The sequence below is a fragment of the uncultured Parabacteroides sp. genome, from assembly GCF_902493135.1.
GTDB lineage: Bacteria > Bacteroidota > Bacteroidia > Bacteroidales > Tannerellaceae > Parabacteroides.
The window spans coordinates 150,602-170,586 of sequence record NZ_CABUOD010000002.1; the positions used below are offsets into that span (position 1 = coordinate 150,602).

The following is a 19,985-nucleotide window of genomic DNA, read 5'->3' on the forward strand; positions in this document are numbered from 1 at the left end:
GGATTGACGAGGGGAAATTTGCTATGCCGGACGGCAGTAATATAAAGGCTTGTTTTTAGCATTTTTTCCTGTGGTTGCAAGCAATACAAATCTATCCACATCAATTCGAGCGCAAAAATACAAAACAATTGACAATTGCAATTGATAACTGCCAATTATTTTTTCTTTTTTGTGTTACGCAACGCTTTTTTATACTTGAACTCCGCTTTCATCTTGGCAGAACCCGATTTATGCGTGCCACGCAGGAAATCAGAAAACTTGATCTTTTTCTCTCCGGCATTTTCGTCTTTTCCTTTTTTCTTAAAGACCATGCCACCACCGGTCAATATCTTTTCTATATCATTCATAATCGTTCTTTTAAATCTATTATACGTTCTTTCAACACAGGGTGCACGACAAACGGAGCTATTTCGGACAAAGGATCCATCACGAACTTCCGTTCATGCATAAGAGGGTGCGGCAAGGTAAGTCCCGGTATCTGCAAAACCTCGTCCTCATACAGAAGGATATCGATATCGATCACGCGGTCATGATAGACACCGTTGCTTTTTTCCACGCGGCCCAATTCCTTTTCGATCTGCTGGGTTATCTGCAATAATTCCAACGGAGAAAGAGAAGTCTTCAATTTAACAGCCGCATTCAAGAAAAAGTTCTCCGACGCGAACCCCCACGGCTCCGTTTCATAGAAACCGGAAAGGGCGAGAATATCTCCCACCCTTTCAGCTAACAACGCCGCGGCTGTTATCATGTTCCGTCGCTTATTCCCGATATTGGTTCCCAGACCCAGGTATGCAATCGCCATAAGCACCCGTTTTTACAGGATCAACATGGCGTCGCCATAAGCGCCGAAACTATATTTTTCTTTCAATGCGACCTCATAAGCATCCATGATCAGGTCGTATCCGCCGAAAGAGGCCGTCATCATCAACAAGGTGGAGAGCGGCATATGGAAATTTGTGATCATGCTGGACGCCACACTGAAGTCATACGGCGGGAAGATGAACTTATTGGTCCACCCTTCAAACTCTTTCAGGTGACCGTCCGTACTGACAGCCGTTTCGATAGCGCGCATCACGGACGTACCGACCGCACAAATCTGTCGGCCGTTATCCTTTGCCGTATTCACGATGTTGACGACATCTCCGTTCACGACCATTTGTTCGGAATCCATCTTATGCTTGGTCAGATCTTCCACATCGATTTCGCGGAAGTTGCCCAGACCGGAATGCAATGTCAGGAAAGCGAACTGGCAATCCTTGATCTCCAGACGTTTCATCAGCTCGCGGCTGAAATGAAGACCTGCGGCGGGAGCCACGACAGCCCCTTCCTCCGTCGCAAAAATATTCTGGTAACGATCTTCGTCATCCGGTTCTACCGGACGGTCGATATATTTAGGCAGCGGGGTTTCGCCCAATGCGTACAATGCCTTTTTAAATTCATCATGGTTCCCGTCATAAAGGAAACGCAAGGTACGGCCGCGTGATGTCGTGTTGTCGATCACTTCAGCCACCATCGAATCGTCTTCACCAAAATACAATTTATTACCGATACGGATTTTACGGGCGGGATCGACCAATACATCCCAAAGGCGGAGATCTTCGTTCAACTCACGCAACAGAAAGACCTCGATACGAGCGCCGGTCTTTTCCTTGTTTCCGTATAAACGGGCAGGAAAAACCTTCGTGTTATTGAAGATGAACACATCTTTTTCGCCGAAATAGCTGAGCAAGTCTTTGAATACCTTATGCTCGATCTCTCCGGTCTTGCGATTGACAACCATCATCCTGGACTCGTCCCTGTTCTTTGCCGGATGGAGAGCGATCAGCTCCTGCGGTAAGTTAAATTTGAATTTCGACAGCTTCATAATATAAATTCTATTTTTATTTTATTCTTATCATTACTACTCCTCACAATCCTTCCCGATTGCGATATTTTCATCTAAAAAAGCATCGATATCATCGGGAGACATGCATTTGTCCAGCGTGATATCTCCTATACGAGTCCGTTCGAGAGCGGTCAGATGGGCGCCCGACCGGAGAGCGACACCGATATCACGTGCCAAAGCGCGGATATAAGTTCCCTTGCTGCAAACCACCCGGATCTTGATAACCGGCAGGTCACACTCCAACAGCTCCATCTCATCGATCACAAGCGTCTTGGATTTCAATTCCACCTCTTCTCCCTTGCGTGCCAGTTCATACGCCCGCTTCCCATCCACCTTGCAAGCCGAAAAAACCGGCGGGATCTGCTGGATCGTTCCCACGAACGACTGTAACACCCTCTCTACTTCCTCACGGGTAATATGTTCTGTCGGATACACTCCGTCTATCTCTTTTTCCAAATCAAAAGAAGGAGTCGTTTCCCCCAACTTCAAGGTAGCGACATACTCTTTCGTCTGATACTGAAATTCATCGATCCTCTTGGTGGCCTTGCCCGTACAAACGATCATCACCCCTGTCGCCAACGGATCCAACGTTCCGGCGTGTCCCACTTTTATCTTTTTCACCTTCAGTTTCCGCGATAATTTATACCGGAACTTGTTCACCAGGTCAAAGGAAGTCCACTTCAAGGGCTTATTGAAATATAATACTTCTCCTGCTATAAAATCCATTCTTATTTAAGTAACGTACAGGCAATCGTAACCAAACCTGCAATTGCACAATAGATGGCGAAATAAATCAGTTTTCCCTTCTTTACGATATTGATCATCCATTTACAAGCGATACATCCCGATACGAATGCAGCCATAAAACCGACCACCAATGACAGTGCCGGAATATCACCCGCTACCGCCTCGCCTTTTACCGCTTTCATGACATCCAGCAACGCTTCACCCAAAATCGGGGGAATAACCATCAGGAATGAGAACTGTGCCAGTTTTGCCTTATTATTTCCCAATAACAAACCGGTTGCAATCGTTGTTCCCGAACGGGAAAGTCCCGGCATCACGGCACACGCCTGAGCCAAACCGATGATGAAGGCATCCTTCATCGAGATATTCTCTTTCTGGCGGGGTTTGGCATAATAGGAAAATGCGAGCAATGCGGCCGTCAGCAACAACATACAGCCGACAATCAACAGTCCCGATCCGAAAATGTCTTCCACCGTATCCTTGAAGAACACACCTACGATACCGATAGGAATCATAGAAATCAGGATATTGATCACATAGCGCGTTTCTACGTTCATCTTGAACTTAAACAGCCCCCGGAATATCCATTCGATCTCTTTCCACAAAATCACCAGCGTACTGAATACGGTCGCTACATGGACAACGATCGTAAAGGCCAGGTTTTCTTCTCCCTGAATCCCGAACAAAGCAGAACCGATAGCCAGATGCCCGCTACTGCTGACCGGCAGGTATTCCGTAAGTCCCTGAATAATCCCTAACACCAAGGCCTCAAACCAACTCATTCCGCAACTTCCTTATTTTTGCTGTTCTTCAAAATACCGAAAATCATCAATATGAAACCGATCACCGTCACAGCCGGAGCCACCACAATACGGCGGGAACTGAAAATCTCAGGATTGAAACCTGCCGGATCCTGCGAACCGCCGCCGCTCATCAACATAAAACCAATCGCGATGACAGCAACAGCAACAGCGATCAAAATAAAATTTTCTTTTCCAAAAGCAAAATCTCTCTTAGCCATACATTTATATATAATATAGTTTATCAACACCCATTCGTAAATACTTGTTCACCGCAAAGACAGTAGCCGTAACCGAAAGCAGGATTCCCATTACCAACACGCCGGCATAAACAATTATCAACGCTTTAATATCCAGCAGCTGAATGAAACCGGACAATTCGTTCTGCAAATAATACAACGCTCCCGTCAGCATTAATATTGCGAGGATGGACGCAAAAATGCCACTGACCACATTATACCGCACAAACGGCCTCCTGATAAAACCGGGCGTAGCCCCCACCAGCTTCATCGTATGAATCAGGAAACGTTTGGAATAAATCAGCAGACGGATCGTATTACCGATCAGCACAAACGAGATTGTCATCAGCATCACGGCAAGGGTAAGCAAGATCAGGCTGACCCGTTTCACATTGTCGTTCACCATCTGCATCATATCTTTCCGGTAAAGCAAATCGGAAACGGAAGTATAGTTTTTTATTTTCTTTTCAATCAGTTGCAGACTGTCGGCATTGGCATATTCCGAATGCAATTTCACTTCAATGGAAGCCTGCAAGGGGTTAAAACCCAGAAAAGTTTCGGGGTTTTCGCCCAGTTCCTCTTCGAGTTCCTTAGCCGCCTGCTCTTTCGAGATATATTCGGTCGATTTGATATAAGGCAACGCATCCAGCGCCTTCTGCATCTTCTTTATATCCGCTTCTTTCTGATTATCTTTCAGTACGATCGAGAATGAGATGTTCTCCTTCACATATACGGAAAGTTTGTTTCCCAACAATCCTATCAGAAATACAAGTCCCAACAGAAAGAGCACCAACGCGATACTTATAATGGAAGTCAGACGAGAATGAAATTGAGACATAACCTTATTGTTATTAAATAAAGCGAGGAGATGCATTCAGAGAATACACCTCCCAATTTTTCTGCAAAAGAACAAATAATTTATGAAATAGTGGTTACTTTACAATTCTTTAACTACAGTCAACGAGCATGGATGGATAAAAACAAACCGGGCGCCTTCCGCATAAGTCACATCCAGATAGATTTCACCTTTCAACCGATCGGCTATGAGCCGGCAGATGGACAACCCCAACCCGGTTCCCTGCGCATATTCGTTCAACTTTTCGAACCGCTCGAAAATCTTCTCCCGCATATCCGGCGAGATGCCGCATCCCGTATCTGTCACCACAAAGCGGACCTGCCGTTGCCCATCCTCGACTTGCACCGACAACTCGATCTTTCCTTTTTCCGTAAACTTCGCAGCATTCGAAAGCAGGTTTATCAATAACTGCTGCAAGCGAAGCGGATCCGTAATCAATTGAAAAGACTCGTAAGGGCAATCCAATAGCAAGCCGACACCCGGCGAAACACGATGCGCCACGCTTTTGACCGCTTCCTGGACGCATTGCTTCAAATCGACTTCTTTAAGGACAAACTTCATATTTCCGGATTCTATACGGGAAAGATCGAGCACGTCATTTATCAGGTTCAGAAGCAGATCCGAATTATTCCGGATCGTTTCAATAAACAACACCCGCTCCTCCTTCGAGTAGTCTTCGGCTGCCAGCAATTGGGAGAAACCCACGATCGCATTCATCGGTGTCCGGATTTCATGGCTGATATTCGCAATAAACAAACTCTTCGAAGCATTGGCATGCTCGGCCTCCTCTTTTGCGACACGCAACTTCTTTTCCGAATCCAACAACGACTCTTTCTCCTGCTCTATTACCTTTTTCATCCGCAATTGCCTGCGGTATAAGCGATAGAAGACATACGCCATTCCGATCAACAGGAGCAGCAACGTAGAAAGGAAAAACAACTGCCTGTTCTTTGCCAAGAGCTTCGTCTTTTGCAACTCGATTTCCTTCGATTGCAGTTTCTGCCTGTTCTGATCATACAGCGAGTAAAAGCGGTTGATCTGGTTCGTAAACGTCATGTCGTGCTTATAGCCGACCACTTCCAACAGACGTTTATAAACCGCCAAAGCGCCCTCCATATCGCCCCCGCACACCAACAGTTCCGCCTTTAAAAGAAGGACCTCTTCATATTCATCTGTTTCAAGGACAAGATTCACATACTGCAAAGCTTTCTTACGGTCTTCGGTCAATTCATAATACCGGGCTTTGACAAAATTCAGTAAATATCCGACATACGGATCTTCTTCGGCTCCCCCATTCGCATCCGCCTTTTCCAAGCAGCTATGCGCTTCCCCGGCATTGCCCATACTGATTGCAAGATCAGCTTTATACACAAGCAATTGGCAGATATTGGCATCGATCGGATATGAGCAGTCCAATTTTTCTCCTTCTATCTTCCATTTCTCCAACAAATCTTCATACCGGGCTATATATGTTTCACACTCAGGCAGTCGCTTCAGCCGTAGCAAAGACTCGAGAATATCGCCTACATATTGCATCTTATACCCAATATTGCCGTCCTCCTTGTCTAAAAGATCGAATCCCTCCTTATATATCACCACGGCATCGCTGTCTTTCCGCAAATACTTGTAAATGCCTCCCAAGATCTCGGCACTGCAAACAATACCGTATCGGTCTTGTTCGCCCCGCGCTTTATTATAGGTTTCGAGTGCGATATCTATGGCAACTCCATATTTCCCCTCCCAAAGGTTCGATTGCGAGATATAAGTCTTCATAGTATAGTAAAGTTCCCGGTATTCTTCGCTATCGGATGCTATCGCCTCGGTCCGGGCCATCAGATCGCAAAGGGCCTCCAGCCTGTTATTGTTATAATAAAAACGTCCCATGCTCGATATGGCTTCATACATCATAGCAGTGTCACGTGAATGTAAAATCTCATGAAGCGCACTGTCCAATGTCGCAATATCCGTCGTCGAATCGGCAAACAGGAAGCTGATCTCGTCCAAAACGGCACATTTAGCACTCAAGCTGTTTTCTTTTTCAAGCATAGCTCGCAAACTATCGATTTCTGTTGCTTTCGAAAGGGATGCCAGCAGTAGAAAAAGAAGCCAGGTCAAAATATATTTCTTATCAAGCATAAGATACCTCTATTATCCTACAAAAATAGCATACTCGGCTTAAATAAACGAATCCCCGACGATAATATTACCGCCGGGGATTGTTTTTTAACTGCTTTCGGCCTTCACAGGTGTACTGACAGAAGAACTTTATTTCAATACTTTAGTATTAATAATACGATCGCTTGTTCACCTGTCGCAGGATACTTGAACCTTACGGCCCGCACGACCTTATTTAGAATTATTTGATTATAAATTTGATTTACAATCGTTTATCTTACGATAGCCTTGACAGCCTCTTCACCTTCAACAGCCACTACAACCACACCTGCAGGAACAGCGATAGTAGCGTTGTCAGAAGTGATCACCGTATTGGCAACTGTCTGGCCCAAGATGTTTGTGATAACAACTTTCTTGCCGGAGGCACCTGCAACTTGTACAGAACCGTTACCAGCGATTACTTTCACTTCAGAAACTGTAATATCATCGTTAGCAGTAGCTTCATTTGTCGTTGTTTCGAAGTAGAATACACCGGACTGACCGATCTTTTCAGCAATAGCCGCACCTGTTCCATCTTCATGCTGGCCGTTTGCTGTCTCAACCTTGGCCAAAACAGGAATACCATTTTCAGATTTAACCCACATGCCTTCAAAGGCAGCAACATCATCACAAGCAGATTCCAACAGGAACGGTTCGCTTGCTGTCTTATCGTAAGTACCGTCAGCGTATGTATTAGTCTTACGCAAAGAGAATGTATGATTTGTATTCAGATCACCCTTAATGCTGTGACGTTTAACATATACACCTTTATTAGTAGTTGCATCAACTGCCAACTTATTCGGATCCAATACGAAACCAGCTTTTGTGTATTTAGCATGGCCACCGTTGTCTTTTACAGTCATCAAATCGTTCAAAGTATAACCCGGATTCACGATGTAGAGATATTCTTCGTCACCATCTACCTGATGGATACCTTCAACGAAGCCCAGACGAGTATAGTTGTTGAACTTATACAAGTCAGCGTTATCCATCATATTAATGCTTGAACGGATAGAATCTTCCAAGTTTACAAGGAACCAGCCAGAAGTATAACCGTTGTACGGTTTGTAGTGAGTTTCGCCATCGTCTTCGGCATTTTCCTCGCTATCCCAGTAACCGTGAACCATTGTAGGATCATCGCAAACAAAACCGTCAGGAATTGAATCCACACGAACACCGAACAAATAACGTTGCATCAGAGCGTAGTCATTAACCACTTCGTCGACATAGAGAGCAGCATTCTTTTCTACATCCATCGTACGGCTTTCAAGACCCAAATAATGGAAATCTTTGTTGATATCCTGAATCATCTGCACATTGTTGTGGTCTTTACAGTCTTCGAACAGGTAATTCTTAGCAGCCAACTGTTGATAGATCTTAATGTTGCTATTCAACTGTACATCATAATCGGCTGCGACATTTATGTACTGCGGGCGAACTTCATGAGTTGTGTAGAATGCATCTGCAACATCGTTCGGCTCGTCATTCAAATCGTTGTCACGTACATTACCCATCTTGTAACCGGCTTCAACAGCAGCCTGCATCCAACCGTTTTTAACGTCCAAATCATAAATAGACGTGCTCAAGGTACCATCATAAGCAACCGGAGTTGTAGTCGGCTTGTTGATATCCACCAATACATAACAAGTATCCATGATTGCATTATTGTCGTCCAGACGAACCTGGTTGGCTTTCAGATAGAATACAGCCAATTTCTTGTCTACGTTGTTCAGCTCAGACTGTTTAACAGCACGATAGTAATAACGGCCATCGGCAGCTTTGACAGAAGCGATATACAAACGGTTGTTATCGATCAGATTATTATCTTTCACCTTGATCACATAAGCTTTTCTATGCAACTGAACCAAAGAAGTATCTAAGTCGCCAGCCTGGTTGACAAATTCGATTACGCTACCAAATTCATTATAGATCGCGCCTTGGTTAGTCGGCAGAGTAGCTTCAGCGATTTCATAATATGTAGGTGCGGATGCTTCATTGATATAAGACATTGTATCTATAGTGCTCTGCAGATACAGCTTATCATTCATGAAGTTATTCCACTTAATCTGATAGTTGTTTTCAATACCGTTGTTCAGTTCGTCTTTCGTAAACATCTTATAACCATGTTCGCGGGTATAAGCTACGGGATCAGTAACTTTTGTGAAAGTTAACGAGTCGGCAACACGCAGCAAATCCTGACCTCCAAACATACCGGAAGAAGCAACATAATTGCCAGAATGACCACCTTCACGGTTGATAAAGCGATAGTTTACTCCATCTTTAGAATACAACTGACCTTCAAATACGACTCCCGGATATTCACGGTTCTGAATCTTCACATATTTAGCAGAGTCAGCCTCGCCCATCTTTTCACAACCCAACTGTTCTACAGTCCACATTGCAGACGGCATCAAGTCATAACGCTGGTTCATTGCTTCAGTATCATACATCAGATTACCAGCCATGTTCTTAACGATCCACATACCTTTGGCACGCTGTCTGTCATTATGATTAGCCAAGTTGATGAAATACAAACCAGATTTTTTGGTTGCACGGTTCAGGTATTCGAACGGACGGTCGATGGTTGTTTTAACTTTGAATTCGTTTCTACCATCTTTTGCAACTGTCAACACTTCACCTAAACCGTTAATCTGAGTTGCTGTCAGAGAAACTGTTTTAGAAGTATAACCGGCATAATCATTTACCAATGTATTAGCTTTCGAATAATCGGCAGTTCTTGCAAATGATTTTGTTGCAGCTGATTCTTTCCAATATGTATGGGCATCCCATTCGAAATCAGCCTGAACAGCAGCATTCAAGGGTTCGATTACGATGCTATCATTTGTCGGGAAATAAGTAGCACGGAAATAATAACGTGCTTTCATAAATACACCATCAGCGGCACTCGGTTCTTTCAACGCAAATTTAACAGCCGGAGATTCAGATGGAGCAAGAGTCGTTTCCTGATAACGAGCTGTATCTGCCAACAAATATGTACCAGCAACAGTTTGAAATTTCAGATTAAATCCGTTTGCTATAGGAGTTAATGCCACTTGACTTGCTGTAAAAGCGTTTCCAGTAACATCTAATGTATTAACATTATTTCCTGCATTTAGATCCGGATCCTGTAAATTCAAAATAGCTCCCACTTGGTCAATTGCATGAAATTTCTGTGCCAACAGAACATCTGCTCCAACAAGGTTCTTATTCATCTTAAATGTGAAACTGTCAGCATCAACCTTATTATCAGCATCCATACGAGTATTGAACTGCTGAGCTGTCATAATGAATGGAGCTGCAATAACCGGTTTTATTTCCAATACATCAGTCAAATTTCTCAAATCATCTCCAGCAGCAGTCGAACTAACAACTTTAGCTTCAACATATTTGGATGTTGCTTCACTAATGATAAAGCCAGTGCCAGAAGGATCACCCAATTTAGTTCTTAGAGCAGCTACAGTCTGTCCCTCCCATTTGTCTGCTTCCTTTGCAAAAGACAGATACATTACCTGATTATCAGACTGATTATGCAAATAAGAATAAACTTTCTTAAAACCTAAAACAGTACCATTGTCTTTGTTTACCGTATACCAAGACCAGTCAGCAATACCAGCACGCAATTCAGTGATTGAATCATTTGCTGCAGGAACGACACTATGGTCGAATGTCAGAGCCAATCCGGTTTCCTTATTGATGTAACGGAAATAACCACCACTCACGCCGTCCTCTTTGCTATACTCAATTCGCCACAAAGAAGCATTTAACGGAGCAGTCTTTTTGTCCATTACACGCAAATAAATCTTGCCTGTCTCATAGTCGCGTTCCTGAACCAGAACATCCGGATAAGTTGTATCATCATTTTTCACTTCCAACTGATAATACAGGTTACGATCAATAGAATAGACATTTTTAGTCCATACACCACCTGTAGCCAGATTATATTCTCCGGCCGCAGTAGTAGCTGCAATTACTGCATTGTCCGTGTGATTTGATGGTGCGGACTTTGTCTCAAACGTACGATAAGCACCCTGCACTGTAGCATTAGTTGGATCGTTCCAGTTTTGAGCGGAAACAGACCCTGCTACCAGCGCAAGCGCCATCAGAGTAGAAAACTTTTTGTTCATAATCATTTGAATTAATATTAATAATACATATACTAAAAGTTCAATCAGCATCACGTACATCCCTGTGTTTTCGTCTTTTAACTAAACTTCTGTATTTTGACGAGAGAAAACGTACGTTTTTTTTAGTCATTTTTCGGGGGCTTCTGAAAGGTTTGTATCAGAAAGACGGTTTTTCGTACATCTTAAGCTATCTAATTGATAAGAAAGAATATAGAAAAGGAAAAATAATTGGGAGAAAGGATTGCAGGTTTAAAAAGTAGTTGTATTTTTGTGCAGTGAAAATGACAAATAAAAACGTACGTTTTCTTTAGTCATTTTGAAATTGCCTCCTATTCCTCTATCCAACAAGCATTTATATCCATAAAATCGTACAAATCAAAGCAGTTACTATATATGTACGCGTGTACATTATACAAAATTCCAAATCATAGATAATCAAGCAGATATCGCCAAACACGACCTACATCGATTTTGCCCGAAAAGACCGGTAAAATGGCCGATTTCAGAACACTACAGAAAAAAATGTTACTATTTCTTTAAGAAAGAACTGTTATTAACATTCTCATCAAGGAGAAGAAAGAGACTTTTCCTCGCTGTTACTTAAAATATGAGTTTGCAAGTTTGGAGAAATAGGACTGACCGGTAAGAAGGAGTGAAAAAATAATTCCTATATTTGTGTTAGTAATAAAAACAATGACGTATGGACCGGAAAAAGTTACCGATAGGCATCAGCGATTATAAGATGCTGATAGAAGAGGACTATTACTATGTAGATAAGACCGATTTTATCCGCCAGATCGTAGAAGAAGGAAGTTTTATCACGCTTCTTCCGCGTCCGCGCCGTTTCGGCAAGACACTGAACCTCTCCACGCTCCGCTATTTTTTCGAGAAGACGGAAGGTAATATATATCGTCCGCTTTTCAACGGGAAAAACATCGAACAGTGGAAAGACTTCGCCCGATATCAAGGGAAATATCCGGTGATACTGATCACGCTGAAAGATTGCAAAGGCGAGACGTTTGAAGAGATGCTTTTATTGTTAGCGCGTGAGTTGCAGTCGGAATTCATCCGTCACGATTATTTACGTGAACATATCGAACAAAAAGATTATCTGGATCAGTTCGTCCGGCTACAAAATCGGAAAGCGACTTCGGATGAAATGGCCGGTTCACTCAGACTGCTTTCCGAACTGCTCACTTCTTACTGGGGCACGCCGCCACTTGTACTGCTCGATGAGTACGACACTCCGATCCATGTAGCTTTCGATAAAGGATATTACGAGCGTATGATCGGTTTCATGCGTAACTTCATGAGTTTGGTGTTCAAAGATAACAAGGATATCTTCCGCGGCGTCATTACCGGCATCTTGCGAGTCAGCAAGGAATCGATCTTCAGCGGGTTGAATAATATAACCGTATTTTCATTGTTGGACCGTCCGATGTGCACAGCCTTTGGCTTCACCCAAGAAGAGACAGATACGCTGTTAAATGATTATTCTTTAAGTGAAGAGAAAGATGCGGTAAAACAATGGTATGATGGTTATTTATTCGGAGGATTGACAGTCTATAATCCCTGGTCCGTACTAAATTACATCATGTACGATGGTACTTTCGCTCCTTACTGGGTAAACACAGGTTCGGATGTCTTGCTCCGACACCTGCTTGCCGACGGTCCGTCGCAAATACGCATGGGAATGGAGTCACTCATACAAGGTGAACCCATCCATGGCGTGATCAACGACAAACTGGCATTCCCGGATTTGCTGTCAGAAGCATCCAATATCTGGTCATTCATGCTTTTTAGCGGCTATCTGAAAGCATCCGACCCGGTAAAGGACCATGACGACCTGATGGAATACACTTTACAAGTGCCCAATCGTGAGGTAAGAACCGTTTTCTTTACCATCATTCGCAGCTGGATCAACAATGGTCCGGTCAAGAACGAACGCTTAGAACTGATGTTACAAGCATTGAAAGAAAAAAATATGCCAATCTTCCAGCGCACCCTGAACGACTTTGTTGTCAACACATTGTCATATTATGACACAAACGGCCGTGAGCCGGAAAAGGTCTATCAGGCTTTTTTGCTGGGTATGCTTGTCAGTAGCGGCGCTTACGAAGTGAGCAGCAATCGTGAATCGGGACTTGGCCGGTATGATATCCTGCTACGTCCACGCGACCCGAACGGACAAGGCGTAATCATGGAATTGAAGCTTTATGATCCGGTGTACGACAAATCCGTCGAAAGTGTTTTAGACTCCGCTCTTCAACAGATTGAAGACAGGCAGTATGCCGCCACGCTTCAGGCAGCCGGCATCACCGACATCCTCAAAATGGCTATCACATTCGACGGCAAACGAGTCTGGGTAAAAATGGCCGGATATAACAATTGTTTGCATCCGACACAGATGCAAAAATAAGATACGGATTCAAATATAATCCGTACATTTGTACATTATGAAAAATAATTTTGATTATCAAGAAGTTCCATACGACTTCGCGCATTGTTTCAACACACAATGTACGCAAGCGGACAATTGTCTACGCCACCTGGCAGCAGCCAACAGTACCTCCATCCGCAAATTCCTCCCGATCGTAAATCCGGCCCGTTTCCCAAAGGAGGGGGACGAGTGTCCTTTCTTCAAATCGCAAACTAAAAAACGAATTGCTCTGGGGATTACGAACTTGCTTGATAATGTGCCGCATAAAATGGCATTGCATCTAAGAAGGCAGATGGTCGGCCACTTCGGGAAAACACTTTATTACCGCTTCCTGCGCAAAGAGAACGAGTTGTTGCCCGAACATCAACTTTTTATCGAACAACTCTTTAAACAAAACGGGATCAACGAAGAACCGGTTTTCGATTCATACAGGGAAAGCTTCGACTGGTAAAAAGTTTCAGCGATTTTTTTTCATGAAACTAAAGTTTCAAACAGTTTCCCCCTTTGAAACTTTAGTTTCATCCGAGGAAACTTTTGTTTCACCGGTCGAAACTTTAGTTTCGAGCCTTGAAACTAAAGTTTCGACCGCAGACACTTTTGTTTCTGATATTGAAACAAGCGATCGGGCCAATAAAGATCATCCCTCCACCGGCTCTCCGAACAGAGTGGCGGACGAGGCGCGGTTGATGCGTACCTTTATGAATTGCCCGACATGATAATTCCCCTTGTCGAAGATCACGACCTTATTCTGGCTGGTACGGCCGAACAACTGCTCGCGCGAACGTTTGGAGAAGCCTTCGATCAGGACCTCGAACACTTTGCCGACATCACGCTTGTTGCTCTCTTCCGAAAGCCGGTTCTGCAAGTCGATCATGCCTTGCAGGCGGCGGACTTTCTCTTCTTCACTGACCGTATCGGGAAGATGCTGGGCCGCATAGGTTCCCGGACGCTCGGAATATTTGAAAAGGAAAGCGCTGTCGTAGCCCACTTCGCGCATCAGGGAAAGCGTTTCCTGATAATCCTCTTCCGTCTCGGAATGGAAACCGCAAAACAGGTCGGTCGAGATAGCACAGTCCGGCAGGATACGGCGGATCGCGGCGATACGGTCCAGATACCATTCGCGCGTATATTTACGGTTCATTACTTTCAAGATGCGGGAACTCCCCGATTGTGCGGGAAGATGGATCATCTTACATATATTATCGTGTTCAGCGATCACGTGCAGGGTTTCATCGCTCATATCCTTCGGGTGCGAAGTGGTAAAACGGACACGCATCTCAGGCACTTCCTCGGCCACGCGCTTCAGCAAAACGGGAAACGAAATTTTCTCTCCCTCTTTCTCAAAGAGATATGAGTTTACGTTCTGTCCCAACAAGGTCACTTCCTTAAAACCTTTATCGCGCATGTCGCGTATCTCGTTCAGGATACTCTCGATATCCCGGCTGCGTTCCCTTCCGCGGGTATAGGGCACGATACAATAGGTACAGAAGTTATTACATCCGCGCATGATGGAGACGAAGCCAGAAATATGCACACCTCCCAATTTCAGCGGGATCACATCCTTGTAGGTTTCCTGCGTGGAAAGCTCGACATTGATCGCCTTTTCGCCGTGTTCGACCGCACCCACCAGGTTCGGCAGATCCATATAGGAATCCGGACCGACAACCAAATCGGCATGGTGCACTTCGATCAGTTCCTCCTTCACCCGCTCCGCCATGCACCCGAGCACACCGATCACTAACGTTTTCTTCTTTCTTTTTAAAGACTGGAAGTACTGAAGCCGCCCGTAGATTTTCTGTTCGGCATTATCGCGAACCGAACACGTGTTGACGAAAATAGCATCGGCGTCTTCAATCTTGTCCGTCACCGCATACCCATCCATTTTCATGATGGAAGCGACTACTTCGCTGTCTGCCACATTCATCTGACACCCGTAGGTCTCGATGAACAACTTCTTTTCTTCCGTTACGGCTGCGGATTTTAAGTCCGCGCCATTCTCTTGATTTGCCATCTTATTTGCTAATTACTGTTAAATATGAATGTTTTTGAAAAATAATTCATCAAATGCTTGCACAGTAAAAATACCACGCCTATATTTGTAATCGAAAAACGTAAATTTTTTCATAGTTAAGGTTTTGGTTAAATCGAATAAGGGTGGCTGTGAAGTTACCCTTATTTACTTTTATACCTATTATATGTATCCTTCCTTTCACTTCTAAATAATATTTCCTACATTTGGGAAGACAAAGAAAACACTTTTCTTCTGAGGATCCAAAGAAGCCGCAAGAATTCCTTGAAGATAACTTTGCATTATCAATACAATGAAACAAGATCTCCGATATGGAGAACTCGTTATTAAATCCTACCTTCATCGTTAAATGATACTAATTCGGATATCATTTAACAATAAAGCCGCTTGTAATGATATTCAAATGAGTATCTTTGCAATGTGTCAATCAAGTGAAATTAAAATAATGAAATACAATGAATTGGAAAGATTAGTAAAGAAGTCCGGCTGCTATGACACAGGAAAGCAACAAGCAGGCCATCCGTTATGGTATTCCCCCAAAACCGGGAAAACGTTTCAAATGAGCAATCATGATAAACAAGAGGTCGCAACGGGAACATTAAAAGCGATCAAAAAAGCGGCGGGAATCTAATCCACCTGTTTTTATATCAAAGAGTATTAACTAAACAAGTGTTCGATATGGAAAGTGAAAAAAGGAAAGTAAAAGCGATCATAGAGAGAGCTAACGATGGAACATATAGCATATATATGGATGCCGATGACATGAACTATCTGGTAACCGGAACGGGAGAAACGGCTGAAGAAGCCATTAAAACATTTCTTGCCGGATATGAAGACACAAAGCGGTATTATGAAGACAAAGGGGATAATTTTGAAGAAGCAGAATTTGAATTTGTCTACGACATGGCTTCATTCTTGTCATATTTTTCAAAGGCATTCTCTTTGGCTGGTTTATCCCGCATTACGGGAATAAACAAAGGGCAATTAAGCCATTATATGACAGGTCGACGAAATCCATCACGCAGTACAGTAGAAAAAATTCAAGAATCCGTCAAATCGTTTGCAAACGATTTAAGCCAAGTGCATTTCATTTGATTGGCACTTTCATGGATCCGCAAGGCAAGGGCGGTATGTTAAGACTTCGAATCGCAAAATATTGATATTCAGAAAAAAGTTGTATTTTTGCCAAACTCTAATAAAGGAAACATAGTGTATCCTTGTTTGGAGTGCAAACAATAATCAAAGTTTATGGATAACGCAGGTGATTGGCTATATATTGTGTTCCTGATAATTGCAGGGATCAGCAGTTTGTTCAGTTCCAAGAACAAGAAAAAACGCCCGAAACAGATATTGGGGCAACCGGACAGGGAAATCATTACTAAGGATGAAAATGTTCCCGACAAAGGTTTCTGGGAGGTTTTGGAAGAGATGCAGAATCCGAAACCCGCCCAACATCCTGTCACCGTCTCCAAACCCAAAAGAGAACAGAAAAAGCAGCAGGCAGTAAAGCCCAAGCCATTCCTTACCGCCGAAAATACAACGGAAAGGCAATCCTTTGACGGAAATCGCCTTGTCGTCCCCCCGGCCGAAGAGGAAAATCCGCTAACCGATATCGAGTTCGACAATGCCGCCGAACTGAGAAAAGCAGTTATTTACACTGAAATACTTCATCGCAAGTATTAATCTATATTCTTTTTTAATACCTTTGCGCCGCACTGTTAACTGAAAACAGAATTACTAATATAACAACAAATAATATCATGGCTTTAAAATTTATCACAGCTGAAGAAGCAGCTTCATTCGTACATCACAACGACAATGTAGGCTTTAGCGGATTTACTCCCGCAGGATGCCCTAAAGTTGTGCCGGGCGCAATTGCCAAAAAAGCAATTGCCGAACATGAAAAAGGGAACCCGTTCCAGATCGGTATGTTTACCGGCGCCTCGACAGGCGACAAACTGGATGGCGAACTGGCTCGCGCCAATGCAATCAAATTCCGTACACCGTATCAGTCCAACAAGGACCTGCGCACCCTGCTGAACTCCCACGGCGCACAGTATTTCGACATGCACTTGTCTGAACTGGCACAGAGCCTGCGCTATGGCTTCTTGGGCAAGATCGACGTGGCCATCGTCGAAGCAGCCGATGTGACGGAAGACGGCGAAATCGTTCCGACAAGCGGTGTGGGTATCCTGCCGACAATCTGCCGCATGGCCGACCGTATCATCGTCGAGCTGAACTGCCGCCACCCGAAAGAAATCCGTGGAATGCATGATATTTACGAACCGGCTGATCCTCCTTACCGCCGCGAAATCCCCATCTACACCCCGTCCGACCGTATCGGTAACGACTGTGTGAAAGTCGATCCGGCCAAGATCGTCGGTGTTGTCAAGACCGACGAACCGAACGAAGGCGGCAAGTTCTCTCCGCTGGATGACGTGACAATGGCTATCGGCCAGAATGTTGCGAACTTCCTGGTCGGCGAAATCAAAGCCGGCCGTCTGCCGAAAGAATTCGTTCCGTTGCAGAGTGGCGTAGGCAATGTTGCCAATGCCGTTTTAGGCTGCATGGGCGAAAACAAGGATATTCCGGCATTCAACGTTTATACGGAAGTTATCCAGGACGCTGTTATTGCTTTGATGAAACAGGGACGCGTCAAGTTTGCCAGCGGTTGTTCACTGTCTGTCAGCAACGAAGTGATCCGCGACATCTATGCTAACCTGGATTTCTTCAAAGATAAGATTCTGCTTCGTCCGCAGGAAATCTCCAACAACCCCGAAGTAGCCCGCCGTCTCGGCCTGGTGGCCATCAATACGGCTTTGGAAGCGGATATATTCGGTAACATCAACTCCACTCACGTATCGGGTACAAGGATGATGAACGGTATCGGCGGTTCCGGCGACTTCACCCGTTCGGCCATGTTGTCTATCTTCACGACTCCGTCTACGGCGAAGGAAGGTAAGATCAGCGCATTCGTGCCGATGGTTTCCCACTTGGATCACAGCGAACACTCTGTCAAAGTCATCATCACGGAATATGGCGTTGCCGACCTGCGCGGCAAATCACCGATCCAGCGTGCACGTTGCATCATCGACAACTGCGTTCACCCGGATTACAAACCGTTATTGGAAGAGTATCTGGCTATGGGCATCAAGGGGCACACTCCCCAGAACCTGAAATGTTGCTTCGCTTTCCACGAAGAACTGGCAGCCAGCGGCGACATGCACAATGTTGACTGGAGCAAATACAACAAGTAATCGTTGTATCATATATACAGAAAAGGAAGGTATGTCAAAATATAAAATAGAGCGCAGATGACACAGATTCAACAGATAACCGCAGATTTTTATTTTATTGATTTGCAATAATCAATCTGTGTGAATCAGTCTCATCTGTGTTATCTGTGCTCTAATATACAGATTAATGACACACCCCCCTTTTCTTTAGAAGTTCCGCCTCAACCACAAAGAGAAAAAGCGATCGTAAACCATGTAAAAGTTTCCTTCTTTTGTTATGAAGTCCTTTTCCAACAGCCCTCTTAAAGCCGATTGAACCGAACTGCTTGACGGCAAGCTGTATTTATGGATAAATTTTCCGGAAGTCAATGCCGTTGCTTTCCCTTCTTTACAAATGGCAATCATCAGCTCTTTCTGCTTTTCCGGCAATTGATAAAGCAACTCAGAATAGGTAAAGGAATAAGAATCCAAAATGAAGTCCACTGCCTGTTCAATCATCTCGCCACCGCACACCTCTCCTTTCGGAGTCATTGCAAAAAGAATATTCAATATCTTTTGCAGATACCAAGTGATTCCTTCAAAACGATTATACAAAGAGTCAAAGACTGTAATATCAATATTCTTTTGCGCCATCCTGAAAAGATGTTGTACAAACTCCATGTATTTCTGTTTATCGATTGCCGATAAATGCAGGATAGATACACTCTGATAAAAAGGACGGGCAGGACTAATAAACATTTCACCCATCAAATGACGTTGTGAACCGGCAAATATAAAATGAGCCTTGTCGCAATGCTGGACATAAGTACGCAACAAAGCCTCCGTATTCTTTTCCGGATATTGTGCAACCTGTTGAAACTCATCGATAGCAATAATACAAGGCTTATCAGATACAGCCAAATAATGAAAAATTTCATCCAAAGTCGTTTCCGGCGACTTGATATCGCCCAATTCCAAATTCCATTGCGGCATTCCCGACATATCCAATGAAAAACCGGCCTTTAAAGAGACCAAACTATTAACAAACAACTCCCAAGCCTTTTGTCCTTTCGGTTTTAAAGTCGCCAAAATCACTTTTCCCAACTGAAAAACGAACTCTCGGAGTGTCTTGGTCGCATAAATATCAATCAGGAAGGTATAATAATTCTCCTTTATTTCTTTCAAATGGAAACAATGCTGGATTAGCCCGGTTTTTCCCATACGGCGGGTAGAGATGATGGCTACATTGTTTTCATTGACCAGCCAACGAAGCAACTCTTCGGTCTCCCTCTCCCGATCACAGAAATATTCGGGAGCGATGTAACCACTTGTAACGAATGGATTATTTAACAATGTCATGTTGTTTTCTTTTTACGCAAAGATAATTATTATCTTATAATAATCATCATAACGTAATCAGATTCCGATTTGGAGTCCTACCCTAAAAAAAGCGGTGTGTCAAAACTCCTTTATCACGATCTTTAAGGCACGGATTT

The 19,985-nt window shown here is 43.8% G+C and carries 17 protein-coding genes; 6 read left to right on the top strand and 11 right to left on the bottom strand.

Annotated elements, in window-relative coordinates; all coding sequences use genetic code 11:
• Positions 1 to 155 precede the first annotated feature (155 nt).
• From RDN79_RS01725 to RDN79_RS01765, 9 genes are all read right to left on the bottom strand, one after another.
• Positions 156 to 347 (bottom strand): hypothetical protein, encoded by a 192-nt coding sequence (locus RDN79_RS01725; RefSeq protein WP_008150011.1) that lies wholly within the window; start codon positions 345 to 347, stop codon positions 156 to 158.
• The gene (gene folK, locus RDN79_RS01730) at positions 344 to 802 is read right to left on the bottom strand and encodes a 2-amino-4-hydroxy-6-hydroxymethyldihydropteridine diphosphokinase (protein ID WP_298550341.1); all 459 of its coding nucleotides are present in this window, start codon (positions 800 to 802) and stop codon (positions 344 to 346) included. Before folK ends, RDN79_RS01725 begins: the two co-directional genes overlap by 4 nt.
• Before the next feature lie 12 nt (positions 803 to 814).
• The gene (gene queA / locus RDN79_RS01735; RefSeq protein WP_298550338.1) at positions 815 to 1,864 is read right to left on the bottom strand and encodes a tRNA preQ1(34) S-adenosylmethionine ribosyltransferase-isomerase QueA; all 1,050 of its coding nucleotides are present in this window, start codon (positions 1,862 to 1,864) and stop codon (positions 815 to 817) included.
• 36 nt (positions 1,865 to 1,900) lie between these two features.
• Positions 1,901 to 2,611 carry a tRNA pseudouridine(55) synthase TruB gene (truB, locus tag RDN79_RS01740; protein WP_298550337.1) on the bottom strand — a complete coding sequence of 237 codons (711 nt, stop codon included), beginning with the start codon at positions 2,609 to 2,611 and terminating at the stop codon, positions 1,901 to 1,903.
• 2 nt (positions 2,612 to 2,613) lie between these two features.
• Positions 2,614 to 3,414: an undecaprenyl-diphosphate phosphatase gene (locus RDN79_RS01745; RefSeq protein ID WP_298550335.1), complete on the bottom strand. Its 801-nt coding sequence runs from the start codon at positions 3,412 to 3,414 to the stop codon at positions 2,614 to 2,616.
• Positions 3,411 to 3,653: a DUF3098 domain-containing protein gene (locus tag RDN79_RS01750; RefSeq protein ID WP_298550334.1), complete on the bottom strand. Its 243-nt coding sequence runs from the start codon at positions 3,651 to 3,653 to the stop codon at positions 3,411 to 3,413. The genes RDN79_RS01745 and RDN79_RS01750 overlap by 4 nt, the downstream gene beginning before the upstream one ends.
• 4 nt (positions 3,654 to 3,657) lie before the next feature.
• Positions 3,658 to 4,509 (bottom strand): cell division protein FtsX, encoded by an 852-nt coding sequence (locus RDN79_RS01755; protein WP_374044459.1) that lies wholly within the window; start codon positions 4,507 to 4,509, stop codon positions 3,658 to 3,660.
• A gap of 99 nt (positions 4,510 to 4,608) precedes the next feature.
• A complete protein-coding gene (locus tag RDN79_RS01760) occupies positions 4,609 to 6,663 on the bottom strand; it encodes an ATP-binding protein (RefSeq protein WP_298550330.1) in 2,055 nt (684 codons plus the stop codon).
• A gap of 251 nt (positions 6,664 to 6,914) precedes the next feature.
• Positions 6,915 to 10,805: a DUF6383 domain-containing protein gene (locus tag RDN79_RS01765; protein WP_298550327.1), complete on the bottom strand. Its 3,891-nt coding sequence runs from the start codon at positions 10,803 to 10,805 to the stop codon at positions 6,915 to 6,917.
• Positions 10,806 to 11,505: 700 nt separating this feature from the next.
• Between RDN79_RS01765 and RDN79_RS01770 the strand changes: the two genes are divergently transcribed.
• Together RDN79_RS01770 and RDN79_RS01775 are read left to right on the top strand one after the other, a co-directional pair.
• Positions 11,506 to 13,224 (top strand): AAA family ATPase, encoded by a 1,719-nt coding sequence (locus RDN79_RS01770; protein ID WP_298550325.1) that lies wholly within the window; start codon positions 11,506 to 11,508, stop codon positions 13,222 to 13,224.
• A gap of 37 nt (positions 13,225 to 13,261) precedes the next feature.
• Entirely contained in the window at positions 13,262 to 13,696 is a 435-nt protein-coding gene (locus RDN79_RS01775) for a DUF6078 family protein (RefSeq protein WP_298550324.1), read from the top strand.
• Between the two features lie 186 nt (positions 13,697 to 13,882).
• On the opposite strand, the gene miaB is transcribed toward RDN79_RS01775, so the two are convergent.
• Positions 13,883 to 15,256, bottom strand: a complete 1,374-nt coding sequence (miaB, locus tag RDN79_RS01780) for a tRNA (N6-isopentenyl adenosine(37)-C2)-methylthiotransferase MiaB (RefSeq protein ID WP_298550322.1) — start codon at positions 15,254 to 15,256, stop codon at positions 13,883 to 13,885.
• Between the two features lie 463 nt (positions 15,257 to 15,719).
• Here miaB and RDN79_RS01785 point away from each other — a divergent pair, with 463 nt between their 5' ends.
• The 4 genes from RDN79_RS01785 to RDN79_RS01800 all read left to right on the top strand — a co-directional run bounded on the left by RDN79_RS01785 (position 15,720) and on the right by RDN79_RS01800 (position 18,531).
• Complete coding sequence (locus RDN79_RS01785; RefSeq protein WP_298550320.1) at positions 15,720 to 15,905, top strand: type II toxin-antitoxin system HicA family toxin; 186 nt, start codon at positions 15,720 to 15,722, stop codon at positions 15,903 to 15,905.
• Between the two features lie 47 nt (positions 15,906 to 15,952).
• Positions 15,953 to 16,369, top strand: coding sequence for a helix-turn-helix transcriptional regulator (locus RDN79_RS01790; RefSeq protein WP_298550318.1), 417 nt, complete (start codon positions 15,953 to 15,955; stop codon positions 16,367 to 16,369).
• A gap of 153 nt (positions 16,370 to 16,522) precedes the next feature.
• Positions 16,523 to 16,957 carry a hypothetical protein gene (locus RDN79_RS01795; protein WP_298550316.1) on the top strand — a complete coding sequence of 145 codons (435 nt, stop codon included), beginning with the start codon at positions 16,523 to 16,525 and terminating at the stop codon, positions 16,955 to 16,957.
• Positions 16,958 to 17,034: 77 nt separating this feature from the next.
• Positions 17,035 to 18,531 carry an acetyl-CoA hydrolase/transferase family protein gene (locus RDN79_RS01800; protein WP_298550315.1) on the top strand — a complete coding sequence of 499 codons (1,497 nt, stop codon included), beginning with the start codon at positions 17,035 to 17,037 and terminating at the stop codon, positions 18,529 to 18,531.
• A gap of 186 nt (positions 18,532 to 18,717) precedes the next feature.
• On the opposite strand, the gene RDN79_RS01805 is transcribed toward RDN79_RS01800, so the two are convergent.
• Complete coding sequence (locus RDN79_RS01805; RefSeq protein ID WP_298550313.1) at positions 18,718 to 19,848, bottom strand: ATP-binding protein; 1,131 nt, start codon at positions 19,846 to 19,848, stop codon at positions 18,718 to 18,720.
• Positions 19,849 to 19,985 lie beyond the last annotated feature (137 nt).